This is a genomic window from Chryseobacterium sp. JV274, assembly GCF_903969135.1.
Lineage (GTDB): Bacteria > Bacteroidota > Bacteroidia > Flavobacteriales > Weeksellaceae > Chryseobacterium.
This window is the reverse complement of record NZ_LR824569.1, coordinates 62,664-80,884: the sequence shown is the minus strand read 5'-3', so window position 1 is coordinate 80,884 and position 18,221 is coordinate 62,664. Positions and strand designations below refer to the sequence as shown.

The following is an 18,221-nucleotide window of genomic DNA, read 5'->3' as shown; positions in this document are numbered from 1 at the left end:
CTTACAGTGGGGGATTGTTTATTTTGTGAAGAACAAATCAGCTTCTGCCTTTCTTCTTCGGATAAGCCCGTTTAAAACTTTTCCTCCGGCGGTAATATATCGTTTTGTAAACCAATCTTTAATTTCTGAATCCGTTGCTCTTCTATTGATCAGAAAAAACAAAGTCTCAGATCCTCCGGTGTTATAAGCATGAGAAACTAAAGCATCAAACTGATTCTGATTAAGTGTTATTTTCACTTTTGAGTTCACTATTTTTTCATAAGTTGGCAAAACTGCAGCGAATAGCTCTGCTCCTTTTTCTTTTGTGATTGTCGGATCTTTCATAGTTACTTTCTTTCCTCCGGGATAGTAAGTGTTACCATACCCTATCGTCGGAATTCCTGCAGAATCCAGATAAGGCTTAGCGCTGAAGCCTTCAAATGATACAATCAGGTTGATTCCTTTTTGTGATGTTTTCATGTATTTAGTTTTATGTATTGCTCAGCAAAATTAAAATTGTAAATCCCAAAATAGTGAGGAAAAACACCTGTTTTTATAAAGTGTTATTATTATTTTCTTTTAAGTGCTGACTTTCTTTTTTATGTGCCAACCTCTGTCTTTTTTGTTTGCAGCTTATCTTAGGCTTGTTAAGACGTTTGTTGAATTTGCTCAATCTCTGGATTTATTGAGGCTGTAACTTATAAACTTAATATAGAAACAAAACCTCCCGAATCATCGGAAGGTTATACTGTAATTTGTCAGAAATATGAAATTTCAATGGGCCAAATATAGCAAGTTGTTTCTCTCACAAAATATGATCTGGATCATACTGCTGCGGAAAATATTCCATACACTCAACGGAAAATAAAATCATTAGATTTGAAACTACAGTTTGAAAAATATCTGTTACTTTTTCTTGATCATCCCATTTTTATCAAATTAAATTGTACTTTTGTTTTCTATTATGCAAAAATTTCTCAGAGTCTTTTTTGTTTTCTCTTTACTTCTGATATTTGTTTCTAATGTCAGCGGCGTAAACACATGTCTTGATCATGCTAAACATGCAAAGAGTAAAGTGATCTATAAAAAAGGTTCCAAAGAAGAGAAAATTCCTACCTTTTCACAGGACGACGAATGTCAGTGTGCGCTTCATATGCACATGAACAATGTTCTCCTTCCTGAAGCTTTGAACATGGATTTTGCCATCAATAGTACGAATGACAGCGAAATGCCTCAACCAAAAGCCATTTCATACCGTTGTCTTCTCGACTTCTTCAGCTCCCGGGCTCCCCCATCTTCATTTTTCGCGGCAGCTTAATCTATAATTCTGCCTTCATTTTTGTATACAGATTCTTGTAGTCTGTACTGTTATGCCGTGGATACCTGTGTTTTCACACAATTAAAGATATCCTTTTATTAATGGGCATTTTCACTGCCCGTACATCCCTATTCATGATTACCAGTAATTTTAATTATTCGGGAATAATTCATTGTATTTCCCCAAATTCTGCGAAACTTTTAAGTTTAAGTTTCATTACCGCATCTTCATTTCTATATGCTCAGTCCCGTTCTGAAGATTCCTTATCTACAGTGGTACAAACGGTTGAAATCATCGGAAGAAAGTCTAAAGATTATACATCAGACTACTCTTTTGCTGCCACTAAGATTGCTATGAAAAATAAAGATCTTCCTTTAACTCTTAATACCGTTACCAAGGAACTGATCACCGACCGCCAGGCCTTTCAGCTTGGAGATGTTATGAAAAATGTGAATGGAGTCTCTCCTTCCAGCTATTACAACCAATACAACATCCGTGGAATCAGTCAAAATGAAGAAGGACAGATTATCAATGGAATGCGGACACGACAGTATTATTTTCTACAACCTATGACTTCCAATATTGAGCGTGTAGAAATTTTCAAAGGTCCAGCAAGTATTACCATGTCCAGTGTGGATCCTGGAGGAACAATTAATATGGTTACCAAAAAACCGTTGTCAACTTCCCGTCACGAGATCAGTTCATCGGGAGGCAGTTTTGATACTTACCGTGTCACCACAGATCTTACAGGCCCTTTAAACAAGAGCAAAACTCTATTATACCGCTTTAACGGAGCTTACCAAAATGCTCAGTCGTTCAGGGATCATGTTAAAAACAGCGGTGTTTTAATTTCTCCTTCCATCACATTTGTTCCGAATGAAAAAACATCGGTGAATGTAGAAATGATTTTCAATGATCTTTATGGAAACCTGGACAGAGGGCAGCCTATTTTCGGTGCTGTTGCTGGAAAAACGGATTTGTACAGTACGCCAAGATCTTTGAATCTGGGAGCTCCCGATGATTTTTTTAAAACCAGGGAATTGATTCTGATGGGAAGTGTTGCCCATCATTTTAACCCATTTATCAGCTTTAATGCTTCTTATATGAAACAATACTGGAAAGAAAACCTGCAGGAACACCGAACCACCAATTCCTTTGCTCCTGACATGGATAATAAACCGGTTTCCAGCCTTGCGATGATGCAGTTTGTGCAAAGAAAACAAAACTGGGCAACAGACAATATTAATGCTTATTTTAATTTTAAATTCAAAACAGGTGCTGTTCAGCATCAGGCTTTAATAGGCTATGACAGCCAGATCTGGGAAAAACGCAAAGGCGGACAACAAAATGCTGCAAGAGGTTTTCTTTTAAAGAACGGTTCTGTAGTAGCTTCTTACAAACCAGCCAATGCTGCTGATTACCAGACTATCAATTACAATGGAACACTCATTCCTAAACCTAATGTCACTCCATTTGATCTGAATCCGGGTGCAGAAAATTATCAGGGTACTAATTTTAATACATTGAATGTTATAACTGCTCTGCCTTCTGCTCTTACCACTACACACGCTGCTTATATTCAGCATTTTTTCACATGGAAAAAGTTCAAAATCCTATCAGGAATACGTCAGGAATGGTTTCAGGACACCACCAATTTCAAAGAATCCAATGAGTCTTCATTCCGGAATAATAAACTTCTGTACAGATTCGGGATTACATACAGTCTTACGGATGATATTAACCTTTATAGTACTTACCTTACCGGATTCCAGCCACAATCCAATACGGTGACATTAATGCCCAATACCTCCAGTCTTACAGGCAGCGAATCTGCAGCACGATTTAAACCACTGACTTCAGATCTTAAAGAACTGGGAATTAAGACACAGCTTTTCGGAAAAATCTCATTGAATCTTGCTGTGTATGAGATCAACCAGAGAAATATCTTAATCAATGTCAATAATCCATCGGAACCTGATGAACTAGTACAGAGAGGTGCCGACCGTAGTCGTGGATTTGAAGCTGATTTTTCCGGACATATTCTTCCTCAATGGCATATTTACGGAGGCTACAGCTATATTGATGCTAAAATACTTGATGATACCAATCCTGATCTTGTAGGGAAAAGGAAAGAAAACACTTCTAAAAATTCTGTCAATATCTGGACGCGCTACAATTTTTCAAATATTGAATTCATAAAAGATTTCGGAATTGGGGCAGGAATGCTTTATCAGAGTTCTAAAGTTCCGTGGTTCACAAGAAGTTTTGAACTTCCCGCCTATACTACCATAGACGCTGCATTGTACTACACTCCGGCAAAGTCTGTCCAGCTTTCTTTTAATCTGAATAATATCACCAACAAAGTCTATTGGATTGGGGCTCAGAATTATTTAAGGTTATTTCCGGGAACTCCAAGGAATTATTTACTAACTGCTACTTATAAATTTTAAAATATGGCTATTTCAAACTTACAACTGATGGTGAGAAAAACCTGGCAGGATTTGTTTAAAGGAAAACAAAATCTGCTCACCACTATTGCTGTACTCTTATTCTGTATGCTGAGTATTGGTATAGGATATACTAAATATACGGATTCCTTTTCAAAAATAAAAGAATACCGGGAAGAAGTCCGGGAAAGCTGGGAACACAGACCTGATAAGCATCCGCACCGTATGGCGCATTATGGTTATCTGGTTTTCAGAATCGGGCATCCTCTGAATATTTTTGACAATGGATTAGATGATTACCTTGGGAATGTTATATTTCTGGAGGCCCATAAACAGAATACAGCCAATCTTTCGGAGGCTGGAAGCTCAGGAACTTTAGTAAGATTCGGGGCTTTCAGCAGTGCTTTTATTCTGCAGAGTATTGTTCCGCTGATTATTCTTTTTTTAGGATTTGGATTAATTGTTCAGGAACGAGAGAGTGCCACCTTAAAAATCATTAGTGTACAGGGAACTTCCGGAAGGGATATTATCTGGGGCAAAATTCTGGGACTCTGGTTATTTTCTCTATGCTTTCTGATTCCGGTGATTCCTATTGTTTTCCTTGCGGCGTTCATGTCCGAGACAACAGATTCGGCTGATATTTTATTACGCCTGCTTTTCCTGTTGCCTGCTTATATGATCTATTACTTTTTTATAAGCACTTTAACCGTTGTAGTTTCTGCAAACAGCAAAAGTACTTCTTCAGCATTGATCAGTCTTATAGGCTTCTGGCTTCTTTTCATTATTGTTTTACCAAAAGGTGTTCAGTTTGCAGCACAGAATTTATATCCGGCACCTTCCCGTATTGCTTTTGAAACAACCCTGGAAAAGGATATTTTAAAGTCTGGAGACAGCCACAACCCTGACGATCCTTATTTCAAAAAGATCAAAGATTCTTTACTGACAAAGTATAAAGTGAAAACAACAAATGAGCTTCCTTTCAACTATGGAGGATTTGTTATGAAAGAAGGGGAAAAAATAAGTTCACAGATTTATATCAGACACCAAAAAGAATTGCAAACCATTTACAACAGGCAACAAAATCTGACCGATTTTTCAGGGCTGATCAATCCGGCCATTGCCATTAAAAACTTTTCAATGATTGCAACAGGCACAGATTTCTTCTCTTATACTCAATTTCAAAAGCAGGCTGAAGAATATCGCTATCAGATGGCCCAGCATTTAAATGATTTACAAATTGAGCATATCAGCAATATAAAACCGGAAAACGGTGGACCACCTGCTGTGATTGATAAAGACAACTGGGAGAAGTTCCCGGATTTTAAATACAGGTATACTTCTGTTCTGTACAGTCTGAAAGAACAGCCAATACCTGCTGCCTCATTAGTTCTATGGATGGTTATCTGTGTCATCGCCATCGAAATAAGTGGAAGAAAATTAAAATTAATCTAAATGAATCGTTATTTATATACCCAATTTTACCGTAACAAAGCGTATATCATTGCTCTTTTGTTTTTACTTATAGCCGGAATTATGGCTATTTATACAGGGAAAAAATTTCTTGACAGGAACGGAGATATCATTTCTAAGAGTGAAGTATTTCAGGAGGAAAGCATTCAAAGGAATATAAAATTTCATAAGGATGATCTGGGGCTGGTTCTTTATTATATTAAATTCAATCTGGTGAATGAAACACCCAGGCTTGCTGCTTTAAATATTGGAATGCGGGATTTAAATCCCTCTATCCAGGGCGTAACCATTCGAAATCTTGAGGAACAGCGTTATAATTCTGATTTTTATAATCCTGCCAATGCAGCAGTAGGAAATTTTGACTTTAGTTTTGTGATTGTTTTCCTTTTTCCACTGGTTATTGTCGCGTTTTGTTATAATCTGATTTCTGAGGAAGAAGAAAGAGGAACCTGGAAATTGCTTTCAGTACAGAGTGGCAATTTACAAAAGCTTCTGGATCAGAAGATGTTTATACGTTTTTTGGCAGTGACAGCTGTATATTTTGTGCTAATAATCATTGCTTCGGCCTGGATAAAAATACCGTTAGACTCTTATTATACTGCCTTTCTTATTAGTGGATTCCTTTATATTCTGTTTTGGTTTGCCTTATGCAGATGGATTGTTTCTTTCCGTAAATCATCACCTCAGAATGCGTTAATTCTTCTGATCATTTGGGTGGGCATCAATTTTATTATTCCCATGAGCAGTAATATTCTGATCCAAAAAGTATATCCGGTTCATGAATCTCTTAAAGCAGTGATGGAACAGAGAGAAGGCTACCACAACAAATGGGATGAAGCTAAACGCCCCACTATGGAAAAATTTTACAAGGCATATCCTCAGTACAGAAATTTCACTGTGGAAGAAAATGATTCATTCACCTGGACCTGGTATTATGCCATGCAGCATATGGGAGATCTTGAATCTGCGAAGTCTTCAGAACATTATACTGAAAAGATGCAAAAACGGAATCAGGCGGCAACTTATTTAGGCTACCTCCTTCCGAATCTTCATACTCAGCTTGTAGAAAGCCGTCTGGCAAAAACGGATATGCAGAATCATTTGCATTATGCTTCATCACTTAAAAAATTCCATGAGAAAAAACGCTTATTCTTCTACCCTTTTATTTTCTCCGGAAAAACGGCAGAATCTATCAACTGGAAAGAACAAATCATACAAGTGTTCAAATTCTCTGACCCTATAAAATGGATACAGCTTGTACTGCCATATCTCATCTTCATTGCATTATTTATTATCCTTTCACAAAACAAATACCGAAAACTATGTTAAAAACAATCAACTTACATAAAAAATACAACGATTTTACGGCACTTCACGCTCTTAATCTGGAAGTAAAAAAAGGGGAAATATTTGCGCTACTCGGGCAAAACGGAGCTGGTAAGAGTACAACAATTAATATTCTTCTGGGGCTTATCAAAGCCACTTCGGGAGATGCTTTCATCAATGATATTTCGGTAAAGGATCATCCTCAAAAAATAAAAAAACACCTGGCTTATATTCCTGAAACAGTGCTTTTGTATCCTCAGCTCACCGGATTGGAGAATCTAGATTTTTTCTCCAAAATCGCAGGATTTAATTATCTGAAAGAAGAACTATCTGCCCTGCTTCAGCGTACAGGATTGCAAGAAACAGCCCATCAAAAAACACTCGGAGGGTATTCAAAAGGGATGCGCCAAAAGGTAGGAATTGCCATTGCTCTGGCTAAAGATGCAAAAGTACTTCTTCTGGATGAACCCACCAGCGGACTGGACCCAATAGCTACGGCAGAATTTACAGAGATTGTTCGCCAGCTGGGTAAAGAAGGCAGAACGATTTTAATGGCCACTCATGATATTTTCAATGCAGTAAGTGTGGCCACGAATATCGGTATTATGAAACAGGGAGAACTTGTACAGAACTTACCTTCCAAAGCATTTACAGCACAGGAATTACAGGAGCTGTATCTGAAAACGATTTAATTTTCATATTAAATATTTGGTTGATGCCCGGTGACTTTTTGTTGCCGGGCATTTTGCTGATATCCGTTATTTATGCCAAGGCTTTTTTGTATTCTGTTAAAGCTCTTTCACGGGCAAAGGTATGTTCTACTATTGGAGAAGGATAAGCTGAGGTATTCCATTCAGGAAGCCATTTCTTGATATAAAACAGATCTTTGTCAAATTTTTCAATCTGAGCTGTGGGATTAAAAACCCTGAAATAAGGAGCTGCATCGCAACCGCTACCTGCTGCCCATTGCCAGTTTCCATTGTTTGCAGACAGATCATAATCATTCAGTTTTGAGGCAAAATAGGCTTCACCCCATCGCCAGTCAATCAGTAAATGCTTACATAAGAAACTTGCCACAATCATTCTTACACGATTATGCATATAGCCTGTCTGATTAAGCTGTCTCATTCCGGCATCTACAATGGGATATCCTGTAGTTCCTTCACACCAGTGTTTAAATTCATCTTCATTATTCCGCCAGTTGATATTATCATGCTGTTTTTTGAAGGATTGATGCACCACCTGTGGAAAATGATACAGAATCTGCATAAAAAACTCACGCCAGATCAATTCTGAAAGCCATGTTGAATTATGATCCAATGCAAAGGCCACACATTTCCTGATGCTGATCGTTCCAAAGCGCAAAGCTATTCCTAATTGTGTGGTACGTTGTAATGCCGGATAATCACGGTATTTATCATAATTATCAATAATGGAAGCATCCAGAATCGGTTTTGTAAAATCAATTTCCGTTTTTTTGAATCCTATTTCCTTTAAAGTAAGGATATCAGAATGTTTCTGTGGAAAGAAATTATTAAAATTGAGCTCTACAGATTTATAATGTTCCGGAGTTAATGCTTCGCGCCATTTCTTTGCAAAAGGGGTATAAACAGTATAAGAAGAACCGTCTTTTTTAATAATCTGATCTTTATCAAAAATGACCTGATCTTTATAAGCTTTAAAAGGAATATTCTTTTCTGTGAAAAAATAATAGACTTCTTTATCTCTCTCAATCGCCTGAGGTTCATAATCCCGATTGCAGAAAACACCCTGAATATCATACTCTTCTGATAATTCCCTGAAGATCTCTATGGGTTTACCATAATATATATTGATTTTGGAATTATGCTTTTCCAATGAAATATTGATATCCGTCAAAGCCTGATGGATATAATCAACCCTTCGGTCTTCTTTATCTTCCAGCTTTTCAAGAATATCAGTATCAAATATAAAAATGGGTATTACCGGATCTTCAGATTGGAGTGCGTGAAAAAGACCTATATTATCTTCCAGTCTTAAATCACGTCTGAACCAGAAAAGGGTAACTTTATGTTTCATGTAATTCAAACTACTTTATCATTCTATCGTTATAATACATTTCATAACTAAGGATAAAGATACAGATTTTAGTGCATAAATATTTTTAACGATTCGTACTACTTGGCTTTATCATTACAATTTGTATAATGATATGAATTAAAATTTTCCGACATTTGTCCGGAATTTAGTATGAATAGAAACTTACAGTAATGGAAGAATTTGAAGTCCCGGTAACCTATAAGGGTAAAGAATTGCTTTTCAACGGAAAGCTTGCCACATTCTCACACGGCTATAAATTGTATGTAGATGTTGATGGCACTGAAGTTATCATTGAGCGTGATGATCATGGTGACTTAAGAGCACTTTTACCAGATTTAGCTGCGGAAAACATGATTGACAAAGGACTTATTGAAGCTATTATTGAGGTTTTCAGAGAACTTCAGGTTTTATAATTTATTTTCTGAAAGTTTAGGATATTAAAAAGAGCGATCTCAAAAGTGTCATTCTGAATACAGACCTAAGGGTCTGCGAACAGTAGTTCAGAAGTGTAGTGAAGAATCTCAGAATTATAAATCAGATTCTTCCTTCGTCAGAACGACAGTCGCTCTTAATTCAAGTGTATTGTAATTGCTTTATTCGAAGACTACATAGTTCACTTTATCTACTCCCGTATTTCCGGTTTTCTCATGATAAGCATACAATACGAGTTCATAGTTTCCCGAAGAACTAATGAGGTGGCTTCCTTCAAACAAATTGGTGGAAACTAAAGATATATCTATATTCTTCACAAATTTTCCGTCTTTTTTCAGAATTCCTTTCACTTCAATTTCATCGGAATTCCATACACCTCCTTTATCTATCACACATCCGCACATCATAACAATATTGGCCTGAAAAAGGAAAGGTTTATCTTTAATGCTGTTCAATGCAATATATTGATGAGTTCTTGGCTTCAGAATATCAATGATGTATCCCGGAATTTCAAGGATAATTCCTTCTCCTAAAATATGTTTTCCCGGAATCAGCCACAATTCTGTGCTTACCACCGCCTGGGCCTGTTTGCTGTTCAAAGGAGAAATCACTTCTATATTCACAAATGTAGGTTCATCAATATCCACAGCCGCCATAAAACCTCCGGTCTGCGCATCTGCAATGGAATTTCCTCTGATTTTAGGCGTTTTCATAATCAGATCTGTATTTCCGGTACTTCCCGTAGTATTTCCTTCTGCCAGAATCCTTTGATTAAGTTTATTTCTGATGATAATATGAGCGCCGCCTAATGAAGTTCCGATAAATTTGGCATCTCTTGCTTTCGCTCTTATCATGATTTTGGTTTCAGTTGCCGAAATCATAAGATTGGAAAAAAGAAATGCAGTGATGAGAATTAATGCTTTCATGATTTGATTGATTTTAAATATTCCTGTTTAAACCTGTGATGGAAAGATTCATCTTTTAATTCCTGATCAATATGATCCAGATAAGTGAAAATCCCCAGATCTTCTGCTAGTACTTTCAAAATTGCTTTTTCACAGCTGTCCCAGATCTTCTCCAGCTGGGGAAGCATTTCAATGGCTTTTGGAGACAATGAAATAATCTGTTTCCGTTTATCTACACTGTCTTTTTTGATGTTGAGATAACCGTTTTCATTCATTTTTTTAACAATAACTACAACAGATGGGTGCGAATAGCCCAGTGGTTCAGCAATATCGGTAATTGAAATTTCCTCTTTCTTTTTCAGCAGCATAAAGACCAGATACCAATTAGGTTCAACATCAATTCCAAATTCTTTATAAAATTTCCGGACATCATGAGACATTCTGTCGCTGATTCTTTTCAGTCTGCTGTCCAAAGCTTTATATCCTAATTCTTTAATAAAGTCAAAATCCATCTGAAATATATTTACCACAAATATATAAAATATAAAGTCAACTATATAGTTAACTTTATATTTTTTTTTAAAACAGAATTACAACTCTTTAATAAAAAAAGGTTTTATTTGAAGGTTTTCCTATATTCACCCGGCGTTACTCCCCTATATTTTTTGAAGAGTTTGGAAAGATGGCTTTCATCACTGAACTGAAGTTCATAAGCAATTTCACTTAGTCGTACACTGCTGTATTTTAGATACGTTTCTACCAATTTCAGTCTATAGTCCAGCAGATAATTCTGATAAGAAACTCCTGTCTGCTGTTTAAAATACTCTCCGAAATAATTTCCGGAAATCCCAAAATGTTCAGCAATAACCTGAATTCCGGTTTTCTCACGGTCCTTTATATGCTGTTGAATATAAGTGATGATCTTCATGATCGAAAAAGCTTTGCGGTTTTCCTGAAGGTCAGAGGTTTCACTCTGAATGATATTCCGGGCAATCAGATTCAGAAGGATCGACATACAGTTGCGGATAATAAGGTAATCTTCTGCTTTGTTTTTGAACTCATTAGCGATCTGAAGAATAAGGGTTTCGGCAAACTGCTCATCATTTTTATTCCTGAAGATACAACCAGCCCTTGCATGATAATTATGGCTGATATATTGCAGCTTATGCAAATTCTCACAGCTTTCAATACGGTCTGCTTCCAGCCGGATTTTATCAATAAATTCAGCCGGACACTGAATGCTGATAAGCTGAGCCATTTCACTCTTAAAACGATACTCTTCCTGCTGAGGAATAATAAAAAGCTTACCCTGAGAAAAATTAATACTGCGATCATCATACGCGAGTGTACCTTCCCCTTTGACAACATAAACGAATGTGAGAAAAGTCTTTGTTTTAAACACAATCTCTTCTTCTTTCAGTTTTATTTCTCTTACATCAATTTCTTCAAGCGGCAGTCCTTTCATTATACACTGTATTTTCCTCCAAAAGTACAATTTTAGCAGAACATAAAGCGGGTATTTTTGCATAAAAAAGTATGAACACATATCCGAAACGGTGGCAGGCACTCAATTTTCTGATCGCAGGTGCTTTTCTCTCACCTCTGGATTATTTTATTGTCAATATGGCTTTGCCTTCTATCAAAAAAGCATTCAGTGCCAGCGATCATCAACTTCAGATGGTTATTGCCATTTATGGACTTACTTATGCAGCGCTTGTTGTTTGCGGCGGACGGCTGGGTGATATTTACGGCCGTAAAAAGGTATTTATATCAGGATTATATACTTTCCTGTTTTCATCCCTCGCCTGCGCTTTTTCTCCTAATGTTATGTGGTTGATTATTTTCCGGCTGTTTCAAGGCGTTGGCGCATCACTGCTCGCCCCTCAGGTATTAGCTTCTATAAAGGATCTCTTCAGCAGTCAGGAGCAGCCTAAAGCAGTAAGTCTTTTCAGTTCGGTATTTGGGCTTGCTTCAGTGGCCGGACAATTGCTTGGCGGAGTTCTTCTAAGTATGCATTGGGGAAATTTTTCCTGGGAAATGGTTTTTCTTGTAAATGTTCCTATTACGGTTATCTGTATTCTGGGAATCCATTTTACTATGAATGAGGATAATAAGAAAGAACAGACAGGTATTGATTTTACAGGAGCTTTATTATTAATTCTGGCTTTGCTTATGCTTATCTGTCCTCTTATTTTCGGACAAAAATTTGAATGGCCATGGTGGATCTTCGGGATTCTTCTTGGAGGAATTTTATTACTTATTTTATTTTTAAAATATGAGAAGAAACAACTTCAAAAAAGCCGTCCGGTACTCATAGATCCGGCACTGTTGCACCATAAACCTTTTGCATTAAGTCTTCTGATCATCTTCTTTTACAATTTCACGGCAGGTTTATTCATTTGTTATCCTTATTATTTGCAGCAGTTTCTCCATCAGAATTCATTGCAGACAGGGTTGGCTATCGTTCCTTATGGACTTGCCTTTTTCCTGGGGCCTTTGATTACCACGCGGATAAAACTGAGCGCTTCTAAAATGATCTACGTAGGATTGGGATTGTTGATGACAGGCTTTGTGATAAGTGCAGTAACTTTTTATTTTCAGCAAAAACCATCTTTACTCACTCATATCACTTTGTTTATAGCTGGATTCGGGCATGGTACCATTATGCCTGTTATGATGCGTACAGCTATTTCTTTAGTTTCTAAAGATAAAGCAGGACAGGCTTCAGGTTTGATAAGTATCGGCATTCAGATTGGCAGTGTGACCGGTGGAGCTGTTATTGGGACTTTATTTTTTAATCTGACACCTATTCTGGGGTTCACAAAAGCATTTGTTGCAGCGGTAGGAATGATCGGTATTTTTCAACTTATTGGAATATGGGCAGGAAGCAGGTTGAGAAAGATCATTGATTAAAAGACATTTAAATAATAAAAATATTATATTTAAAATATGAGCAATACAGAAAAAATTATTTGGGAAATAGAAGAATTTCACAGGAATATTGAAAAATGGTTTCAGGGTAAAACAGAAAATCAGGAAAGTCTTTATAACGAATTATTATCCGGATTTTCCCCAGATTTCAAGATGATTAATGGAAATGGAGATACTGTTACTCTGTCTATGTTTGGAGACTGGCTTCCTACCATATTTGGAAAGTTTCCGGAACGAAATATTCAGGTTGAAAATATAGTAGTACATGATTCTGAGCATCATGGTCTTGCTACTTATATTGAAACACAGGTTACGGGAGATATCACTACTAAAAGAACATCATCAGCCGTTTTTCTGCTGAATGAAGAAAAGGCAATATGGCTTCATCTTGTTGAAAACTGGATATAAATCTTCACATTTTTTGAACAGTCAACAGCCCTGTACATCCTTAGATGATCAGGGCTGTTTAGCTTAATGGTAAATTTCTTTCACTTATTCAGACCATGGAGAATGTAAAATACAGTCGCAGAAGTTTTTTCTTTGGAAATTGGGGATCATAAAAGCACAGACATCGGCTTTTATATTTCCAAAAGTGGTTTCTGTTTTATGCTCAAAACCACCGAAAAAGGTAGGAATAATCTTCTCTTTAAAGTCATTTCTCGGAAAAGCTTTGATAATTTCCTCCCGATGTTCTGTACTCAGGTTTTCATATCCTTCTCCCATCACATCCAATCCAACTCCTGAATACATTAAGGCTACCTCATTTTCCTTATGTTCTGCAATTCCAATGGTGGTATGAAGCGCAATGGTATCCCAAACCAGCTGAAGTTTATCCTGAGCAATCCCATGACCTTTCAAAAAATCTCGTGCTGCATTGGCTCCATCTACCTCAAACCTCAGATCCGGGCTGCTGTAATGAGAAACAAGTCCCAGATCATGAAATACGGATGCAACGTATAACAGCTCCGAATCATGAGCTTTGTTGTCACGCTTTGCATTTAATGATGAAAATAGGAAAACACGCAGAGAGTGATTGTAAATAAATTCTGTTCCGTGTTCCAATAGAAGTTCTGTGGCTTCAGTTGCAATTTTACTGTCCGGAATGATGATTCCCGCGACTTCTTTCATACGATTTACTGACATAGCTTTATGTAATTTTATCCAAAGATATCCTGATTACAAATGCCTGGGAATATCAATAAATACCAATAACATGTCAAAATTTCAAGCTGTTTTACACCCCGATATGAATGAAATTACTACGATAGTTTGCCGGAGATATTTCCGTATTTTTTTTGAAAAAGTGACTGAACTGTTCTGAGGTCCCGAAATGAAACTGATAAGCAATCTCTTTTACAGTATAAGAGCTGAACTGAAGAAGTCTTCTGGCTTCTGCGATAATCTGCCCGTTGATGATCTCTTTTGCGCTTTTATTACTGCACCGCTTACATAGCTCACTCAATCTCCGTGGAGTAATATTCAATATCTCCGAATAGTCATTTACCGCATGCAGACTATGATACTGGCTGCTCAGCAGCTCCATAAATTTGCGGTAGATAATATAATCCTGACTGTTAAAAGTTTCTTCTTTTACAATTTTTATATTGGCTAATTTGATCATGATGATCTTTAAATAGGCAGCCAGTACATCCATCTGATTAGTGTAAGACTCAGTTTTGTATTCTGCCAGTAAGATTTTAAACAAACTTAAGAATTCGTCTCTTTCAGTCTGATCCGGTAGTAGCTGTTGATTCGCAGCGGCATTATTAAACAAAACAGCTTTACAATTACTGGCACTGGAAGGCACTCTTTCCCAAAAACAGTCTCCAAAGGAAAGACGATAGCCAAAAACATCAGAATGATTCTCAAATTTACAGATCTGGCCTTTAGACAGTAAAAAGATTTTCTGACCTGCAATATCAAAAGAGTGTCCATCTACGGTCAGCACCCCTCTACCGCTCTCAACCATTAGAATATGATGATAATTGAGTCTTACGAAGCTTCCGGAATAAGGAACATCATCCTCCAGCCGCTTTACGGAAAAAGAATGATCAATAACAGATTCAGTTAAAATTCCTGAGACCGGTTTCATCGAGATAAATTTTAATAAAGATAAAGAGTTTTTAGAAACAGTATTTTTGAAATGCAAGATTAGCCAACAATAAGGAGCAGGAACATGTCAAAAACCGCCTAACAGATGTCAAAATTAACCCGACAAACCTATTAATTTTTATTTCTGAATACTTTCATCTGCCCAGCCATAACCGCCAGTAAAATCCCAAAACAGGCAAAAAGTCCGTATGAATACCTTAGATCAAAGCTTTCAGCAATGTATCCGATAAGAGGCGGTCCCATCAGGAATCCTAAAAATGAAATACTGGAAACAAATGATAAAGCAATACTTGGAGCAACTGCACTCACCTTACCCACTGTACTATAAACGGACGGTACACTCAGCGAGCTGCCAAGACCGATAATCATAAAAGCAATAATACAAATCCAGAGTTCCGGAAAGAAAACACTTAGAAAAAGTCCTCCGCTCATCAGAATACCACAACATTGTAAAACAATCTTCTTTCCGTATTTTTCTATAATTCTATTCCCTATAAAACGACCTAAAGTCATCATTAAAATAAAACTTGTATATCCCAGTATAACAAGATTTTCAGGAGCTTTAACTATAGTTTGAAAATAAACCCCGCTCCAGTCGAACATCGCTCCTTCAATCGCCATACTCAGAAATCCTATGATTCCCAAACCAAACAATGTAGGATTTACAGATTTAAAAATTGACCGGGTTTGCGGTTCTGCTTTATGGATAATATTAGTCAGATTTCTTTTACTGTAGAACCAAAGTATTCCTACCAGGATAAAAACAGTAACAAAATGATAGAAAGTTCCCACATGAAGGTTAATCATCAATAAACCCACAACAGCTCCTGTAAGACCAGCAAAACACCAGGCTCCATGATAGGAAGAAAGAAGGGATCTTTTGGTAATGGATTCTATTTCAATGGCCTGCGTATTAATCGCTATATTGCACATATTCCCGGAAACCCCAAAGAAGAACAGAACAACCGCCAGCGTCCAGTAAGAAGGTGATAAGCCAATCAGCAAAAGGAAAAAGGGATATAATAAAAATACTCTTTTAATAATCCAGCTGCTTCCATACACACTGATCAGTTTCCCAGCCAAAACCATCGTTGAAAGCTGTCCTATAGGCATCAGAAGCAATAGCGTTCCCAGCTCTGCTTCATTGATCGAAAGTGCAGTTTTAATGATAGGAATCCGGCTCGCCCAGGAAGAAAAAACAAGTCCATGGGCAAAGAAAAGTAAAAAACAGGCTGTTGGCATTTTGGCATTAAAAGATTCTCTCTCGTTCATTATAACAGGGTGATAAAAATTCCTTTTGCAAATGTAAACACGCTCTGCTATTAAAATCTAGTCCGTTTTTGTCATTTTTATGTTCCATTTTAACCAATAACAAAAAAACACCCGGCAGTTGAACCGGATGATATTTCTAATTGAATGATTGTCTGTAACTCAGAGGGGTTTTATCAGTTTTCTTTTTGAACAGCTTATTGAATGACTGCGGATGTTCAAATCCTAAAGCATAGGCTACTTCAGACACAGAGAAACCTGTAGTGGTAAGGTATTCTTTTGCTTTTTCAATCAGTTTTTCATGAATATGCTGCTGGGCATTCAATCCGGTAAGGTTACGAAGCATATCACTCAAATAATGAGGTGACAAACTGAGTGTGGAAGCAAGAAATTCTACTGTAGGAAGGCCTTTATTCAATGTTTCCTGCTGATTGAAATAGTTTTCCAGCACAACATCCATTTTGGTCAGCAGATCACTGTTTACAGCCTTTCTTGTAATAAACTGTCTTTTATAAAAACGGTTGCTGTAATTGAGAAGAACCTCCATATAAGAAATGATAACATCCTGGCTTACTTCATCAATCGTGGTATTCAGTTCATTTTCAATATTATTCAGCAATCCTGTTATCGTTGATTTTTCCTGATCAGACAAGTGCAGCGCCTCATTCGTATCATAAGAAAAGAAGCCGAAGTTCTTGATATTCTTTGCTAAAGGATAGCTTCTGATAAAATCCGGGTGTACCAGTAACGTATAACCGCAATATTCTGCATTCTCATCAGTGGAAAGCACCTGTCCGGGTGCGGTGAACATCATTCCTCCTTCGTTGAAATCATAATATCCCTGCCCATAGCCCATTTTTCCTGTGGTAGAATATTTATACGAAATTTTATAAAAATTCAGGATAAAGCTTCTCTTCAGCATATCCTTTTTAATGCTCATTTTCGTATTATCCACAAGACTTACCAACGGATGAAGCGGTTTAGGGAGCTGCAACATGTCGTGCAGTTCTGATATAGATGAAATTTTAAGCGGAATATTATCTTTCTTTTCCATGATATAAAATTATAAATTATTTGATTGTAAAGACAGTATAAATATGATTTACTTTATACTGTCTTCCAAAAAAACTGATTAAATAAACTGTTTGCCAAACTGCTCTCTGAATGCTTCATCACCTAATTCAAGGCGCTGTGCGTAGATCGCTTTAGCATCTTCTCCGGCTACATACCTCAGTTGTTTTCTGCCGTCTGTAGCAGCCTCATACACCACTGCTGCAATCTGTTCCGGAGTAGAAGCTGCTTCCATCATTCCTTCCATTTTAGAAAACAGAGAGTTTGTGATATCTTCATACGCCGGACTGGATGCCGAGTCAAGAGAACGGCTTACAAAATCTGTTTTGATTCCTCCTGGAGAAACAGTCTTAACATCTATTCCAAAAGTATTAAGCTCGAAAGCTAAACTTTCGCTCCAGCCTTCCAGCGCCCACTTGGTAGCATGATAAGTAGAACCCAGCGGAAATGCAACCAGTCCTCCTATAGACGTTGTAGAAATGAACATTCCTTTTTTCTGTTCCCTGAAGTAAGGAATAAATGCCTGTGTAACGCGTATAACCCCTAATAAATTCGTGTCAAGCTGTTTCACGATCTGATCATCTGAAAGCGCTTCCAAAGGGCCTATAAGCCCATATCCTGCATTATTGTAAACCACATCAATATCTCCCAGTTCAATAGCCTGTTTAGCCGTTGACTTTATCTGCTCCGGATTGGTAACATCCAATGGAAGCACAGTTACATTCTCCAGGGCTGCAAGATCGGCAGCTGCTTCAGGGTTTCTCATCGTAGCGATTACTCTCCATCCATTATTTTGAAATAATTGGGCAGTTGCTTTTCCTAATCCTGTAGAAGCACCTGTTATAAAAATTGTTTTCATTTTTCTTTGTTTAAAATTATAGG

The 18,221-nt window shown here is 37.2% G+C and carries 18 protein-coding genes; 8 read left to right on the top strand and 10 right to left on the bottom strand.

The window, feature by feature from the left end; translation table 11 throughout:
- Positions 1-18: 18 nt before the first annotated feature.
- Positions 19-459 (bottom strand): lysozyme, encoded by a 441-nt coding sequence (locus tag CHRYMOREF3P_RS00385; protein WP_077414316.1) that lies wholly within the window; start codon positions 457-459, stop codon positions 19-21.
- A gap of 484 nt (positions 460-943) precedes the next feature.
- On the opposite strand from CHRYMOREF3P_RS00385, the gene CHRYMOREF3P_RS00380 reads away from it, so the two are divergent.
- From CHRYMOREF3P_RS00380 to CHRYMOREF3P_RS00360, 5 genes are all read left to right on the top strand, one after another.
- On the top strand, positions 944-1,297 hold the full coding sequence (locus CHRYMOREF3P_RS00380) for a hypothetical protein (RefSeq protein WP_180563536.1): 354 nt from the start codon (positions 944-946) through the stop codon (positions 1,295-1,297).
- 134 nt (positions 1,298-1,431) lie between these two features.
- On the top strand, positions 1,432-3,747 hold the full coding sequence (locus CHRYMOREF3P_RS00375; RefSeq protein ID WP_198424120.1) for a TonB-dependent siderophore receptor: 2,316 nt from the start codon (positions 1,432-1,434) through the stop codon (positions 3,745-3,747).
- A 3-nt stretch (positions 3,748-3,750) separates the two neighbouring features.
- The gene (locus CHRYMOREF3P_RS00370) at positions 3,751-5,196 is read left to right on the top strand and encodes an ABC transporter permease (RefSeq protein ID WP_077414325.1); all 1,446 of its coding nucleotides are present in this window, start codon (positions 3,751-3,753) and stop codon (positions 5,194-5,196) included.
- Positions 5,197-6,543: an ABC transporter permease gene (locus CHRYMOREF3P_RS00365; protein WP_077414327.1), complete on the top strand. Its 1,347-nt coding sequence runs from the start codon at positions 5,197-5,199 to the stop codon at positions 6,541-6,543.
- Positions 6,537-7,232, top strand: a complete 696-nt coding sequence (locus tag CHRYMOREF3P_RS00360; RefSeq protein ID WP_077414330.1) for an ABC transporter ATP-binding protein — start codon at positions 6,537-6,539, stop codon at positions 7,230-7,232. The genes CHRYMOREF3P_RS00365 and CHRYMOREF3P_RS00360 overlap by 7 nt, the downstream gene beginning before the upstream one ends.
- 70 nt (positions 7,233-7,302) lie before the next feature.
- Here CHRYMOREF3P_RS00360 and CHRYMOREF3P_RS00355 read toward each other — a convergent pair whose 3' ends face one another.
- On the bottom strand, positions 7,303-8,598 hold the full coding sequence (locus CHRYMOREF3P_RS00355; RefSeq protein WP_180563534.1) for a cryptochrome/photolyase family protein: 1,296 nt from the start codon (positions 8,596-8,598) through the stop codon (positions 7,303-7,305).
- Between the two features lie 191 nt (positions 8,599-8,789).
- Between CHRYMOREF3P_RS00355 and CHRYMOREF3P_RS00350 the strand changes: the two genes are divergently transcribed.
- Positions 8,790-9,032: a hypothetical protein gene (locus tag CHRYMOREF3P_RS00350; protein ID WP_077414334.1), complete on the top strand. Its 243-nt coding sequence runs from the start codon at positions 8,790-8,792 to the stop codon at positions 9,030-9,032.
- A gap of 180 nt (positions 9,033-9,212) precedes the next feature.
- On the opposite strand, the gene CHRYMOREF3P_RS00345 is transcribed toward CHRYMOREF3P_RS00350, so the two are convergent.
- The 3 genes from CHRYMOREF3P_RS00345 to CHRYMOREF3P_RS00335 all read right to left on the bottom strand — a co-directional run bounded on the left by CHRYMOREF3P_RS00345 (position 9,213) and on the right by CHRYMOREF3P_RS00335 (position 11,421).
- The gene (locus tag CHRYMOREF3P_RS00345) at positions 9,213-9,977 is read right to left on the bottom strand and encodes a hypothetical protein (protein WP_077414336.1); all 765 of its coding nucleotides are present in this window, start codon (positions 9,975-9,977) and stop codon (positions 9,213-9,215) included.
- Positions 9,974-10,468, bottom strand: a complete 495-nt coding sequence (locus CHRYMOREF3P_RS00340) for a MarR family winged helix-turn-helix transcriptional regulator (RefSeq protein WP_180563533.1) — start codon at positions 10,466-10,468, stop codon at positions 9,974-9,976. The genes CHRYMOREF3P_RS00345 and CHRYMOREF3P_RS00340 overlap by 4 nt, the downstream gene beginning before the upstream one ends.
- Positions 10,469-10,572: 104 nt before the next feature.
- Positions 10,573-11,421, bottom strand: a complete 849-nt coding sequence (locus CHRYMOREF3P_RS00335) for an AraC family transcriptional regulator (RefSeq protein ID WP_077414340.1) — start codon at positions 11,419-11,421, stop codon at positions 10,573-10,575.
- Between the two features lie 71 nt (positions 11,422-11,492).
- Here CHRYMOREF3P_RS00335 and CHRYMOREF3P_RS00330 point away from each other — a divergent pair, with 71 nt between their 5' ends.
- On the top strand, positions 11,493-12,869 hold the full coding sequence (locus tag CHRYMOREF3P_RS00330; RefSeq protein ID WP_180563532.1) for an MFS transporter: 1,377 nt from the start codon (positions 11,493-11,495) through the stop codon (positions 12,867-12,869).
- A gap of 36 nt (positions 12,870-12,905) precedes the next feature.
- Positions 12,906-13,295 (top strand): hypothetical protein, encoded by a 390-nt coding sequence (locus tag CHRYMOREF3P_RS00325; protein ID WP_180563531.1) that lies wholly within the window; start codon positions 12,906-12,908, stop codon positions 13,293-13,295.
- An 84-nt stretch (positions 13,296-13,379) separates the two neighbouring features.
- Here CHRYMOREF3P_RS00325 and CHRYMOREF3P_RS00320 read toward each other — a convergent pair whose 3' ends face one another.
- The 5 genes from CHRYMOREF3P_RS00320 to CHRYMOREF3P_RS00300 all read right to left on the bottom strand — a co-directional run bounded on the left by CHRYMOREF3P_RS00320 (position 13,380) and on the right by CHRYMOREF3P_RS00300 (position 18,198).
- Positions 13,380-14,030: an HD domain-containing protein gene (locus CHRYMOREF3P_RS00320; RefSeq protein ID WP_180563530.1), complete on the bottom strand. Its 651-nt coding sequence runs from the start codon at positions 14,028-14,030 to the stop codon at positions 13,380-13,382.
- A gap of 91 nt (positions 14,031-14,121) precedes the next feature.
- Complete coding sequence (locus CHRYMOREF3P_RS00315) at positions 14,122-14,979, bottom strand: helix-turn-helix domain-containing protein (protein WP_180563529.1); 858 nt, start codon at positions 14,977-14,979, stop codon at positions 14,122-14,124.
- A 131-nt stretch (positions 14,980-15,110) separates the two neighbouring features.
- A complete protein-coding gene (locus CHRYMOREF3P_RS00310) occupies positions 15,111-16,271 on the bottom strand; it encodes an MFS transporter (protein ID WP_180563528.1) in 1,161 nt (386 codons plus the stop codon).
- Positions 16,272-16,407: 136 nt separating this feature from the next.
- Positions 16,408-17,322, bottom strand: coding sequence for a helix-turn-helix domain-containing protein (locus CHRYMOREF3P_RS00305; RefSeq protein ID WP_180563527.1), 915 nt, complete (start codon positions 17,320-17,322; stop codon positions 16,408-16,410).
- Positions 17,323-17,400: 78 nt separating this feature from the next.
- On the bottom strand, positions 17,401-18,198 hold the full coding sequence (locus CHRYMOREF3P_RS00300; protein WP_077414354.1) for an SDR family oxidoreductase: 798 nt from the start codon (positions 18,196-18,198) through the stop codon (positions 17,401-17,403).
- Between the last annotated feature and the right edge of the window lie 23 nt (positions 18,199-18,221).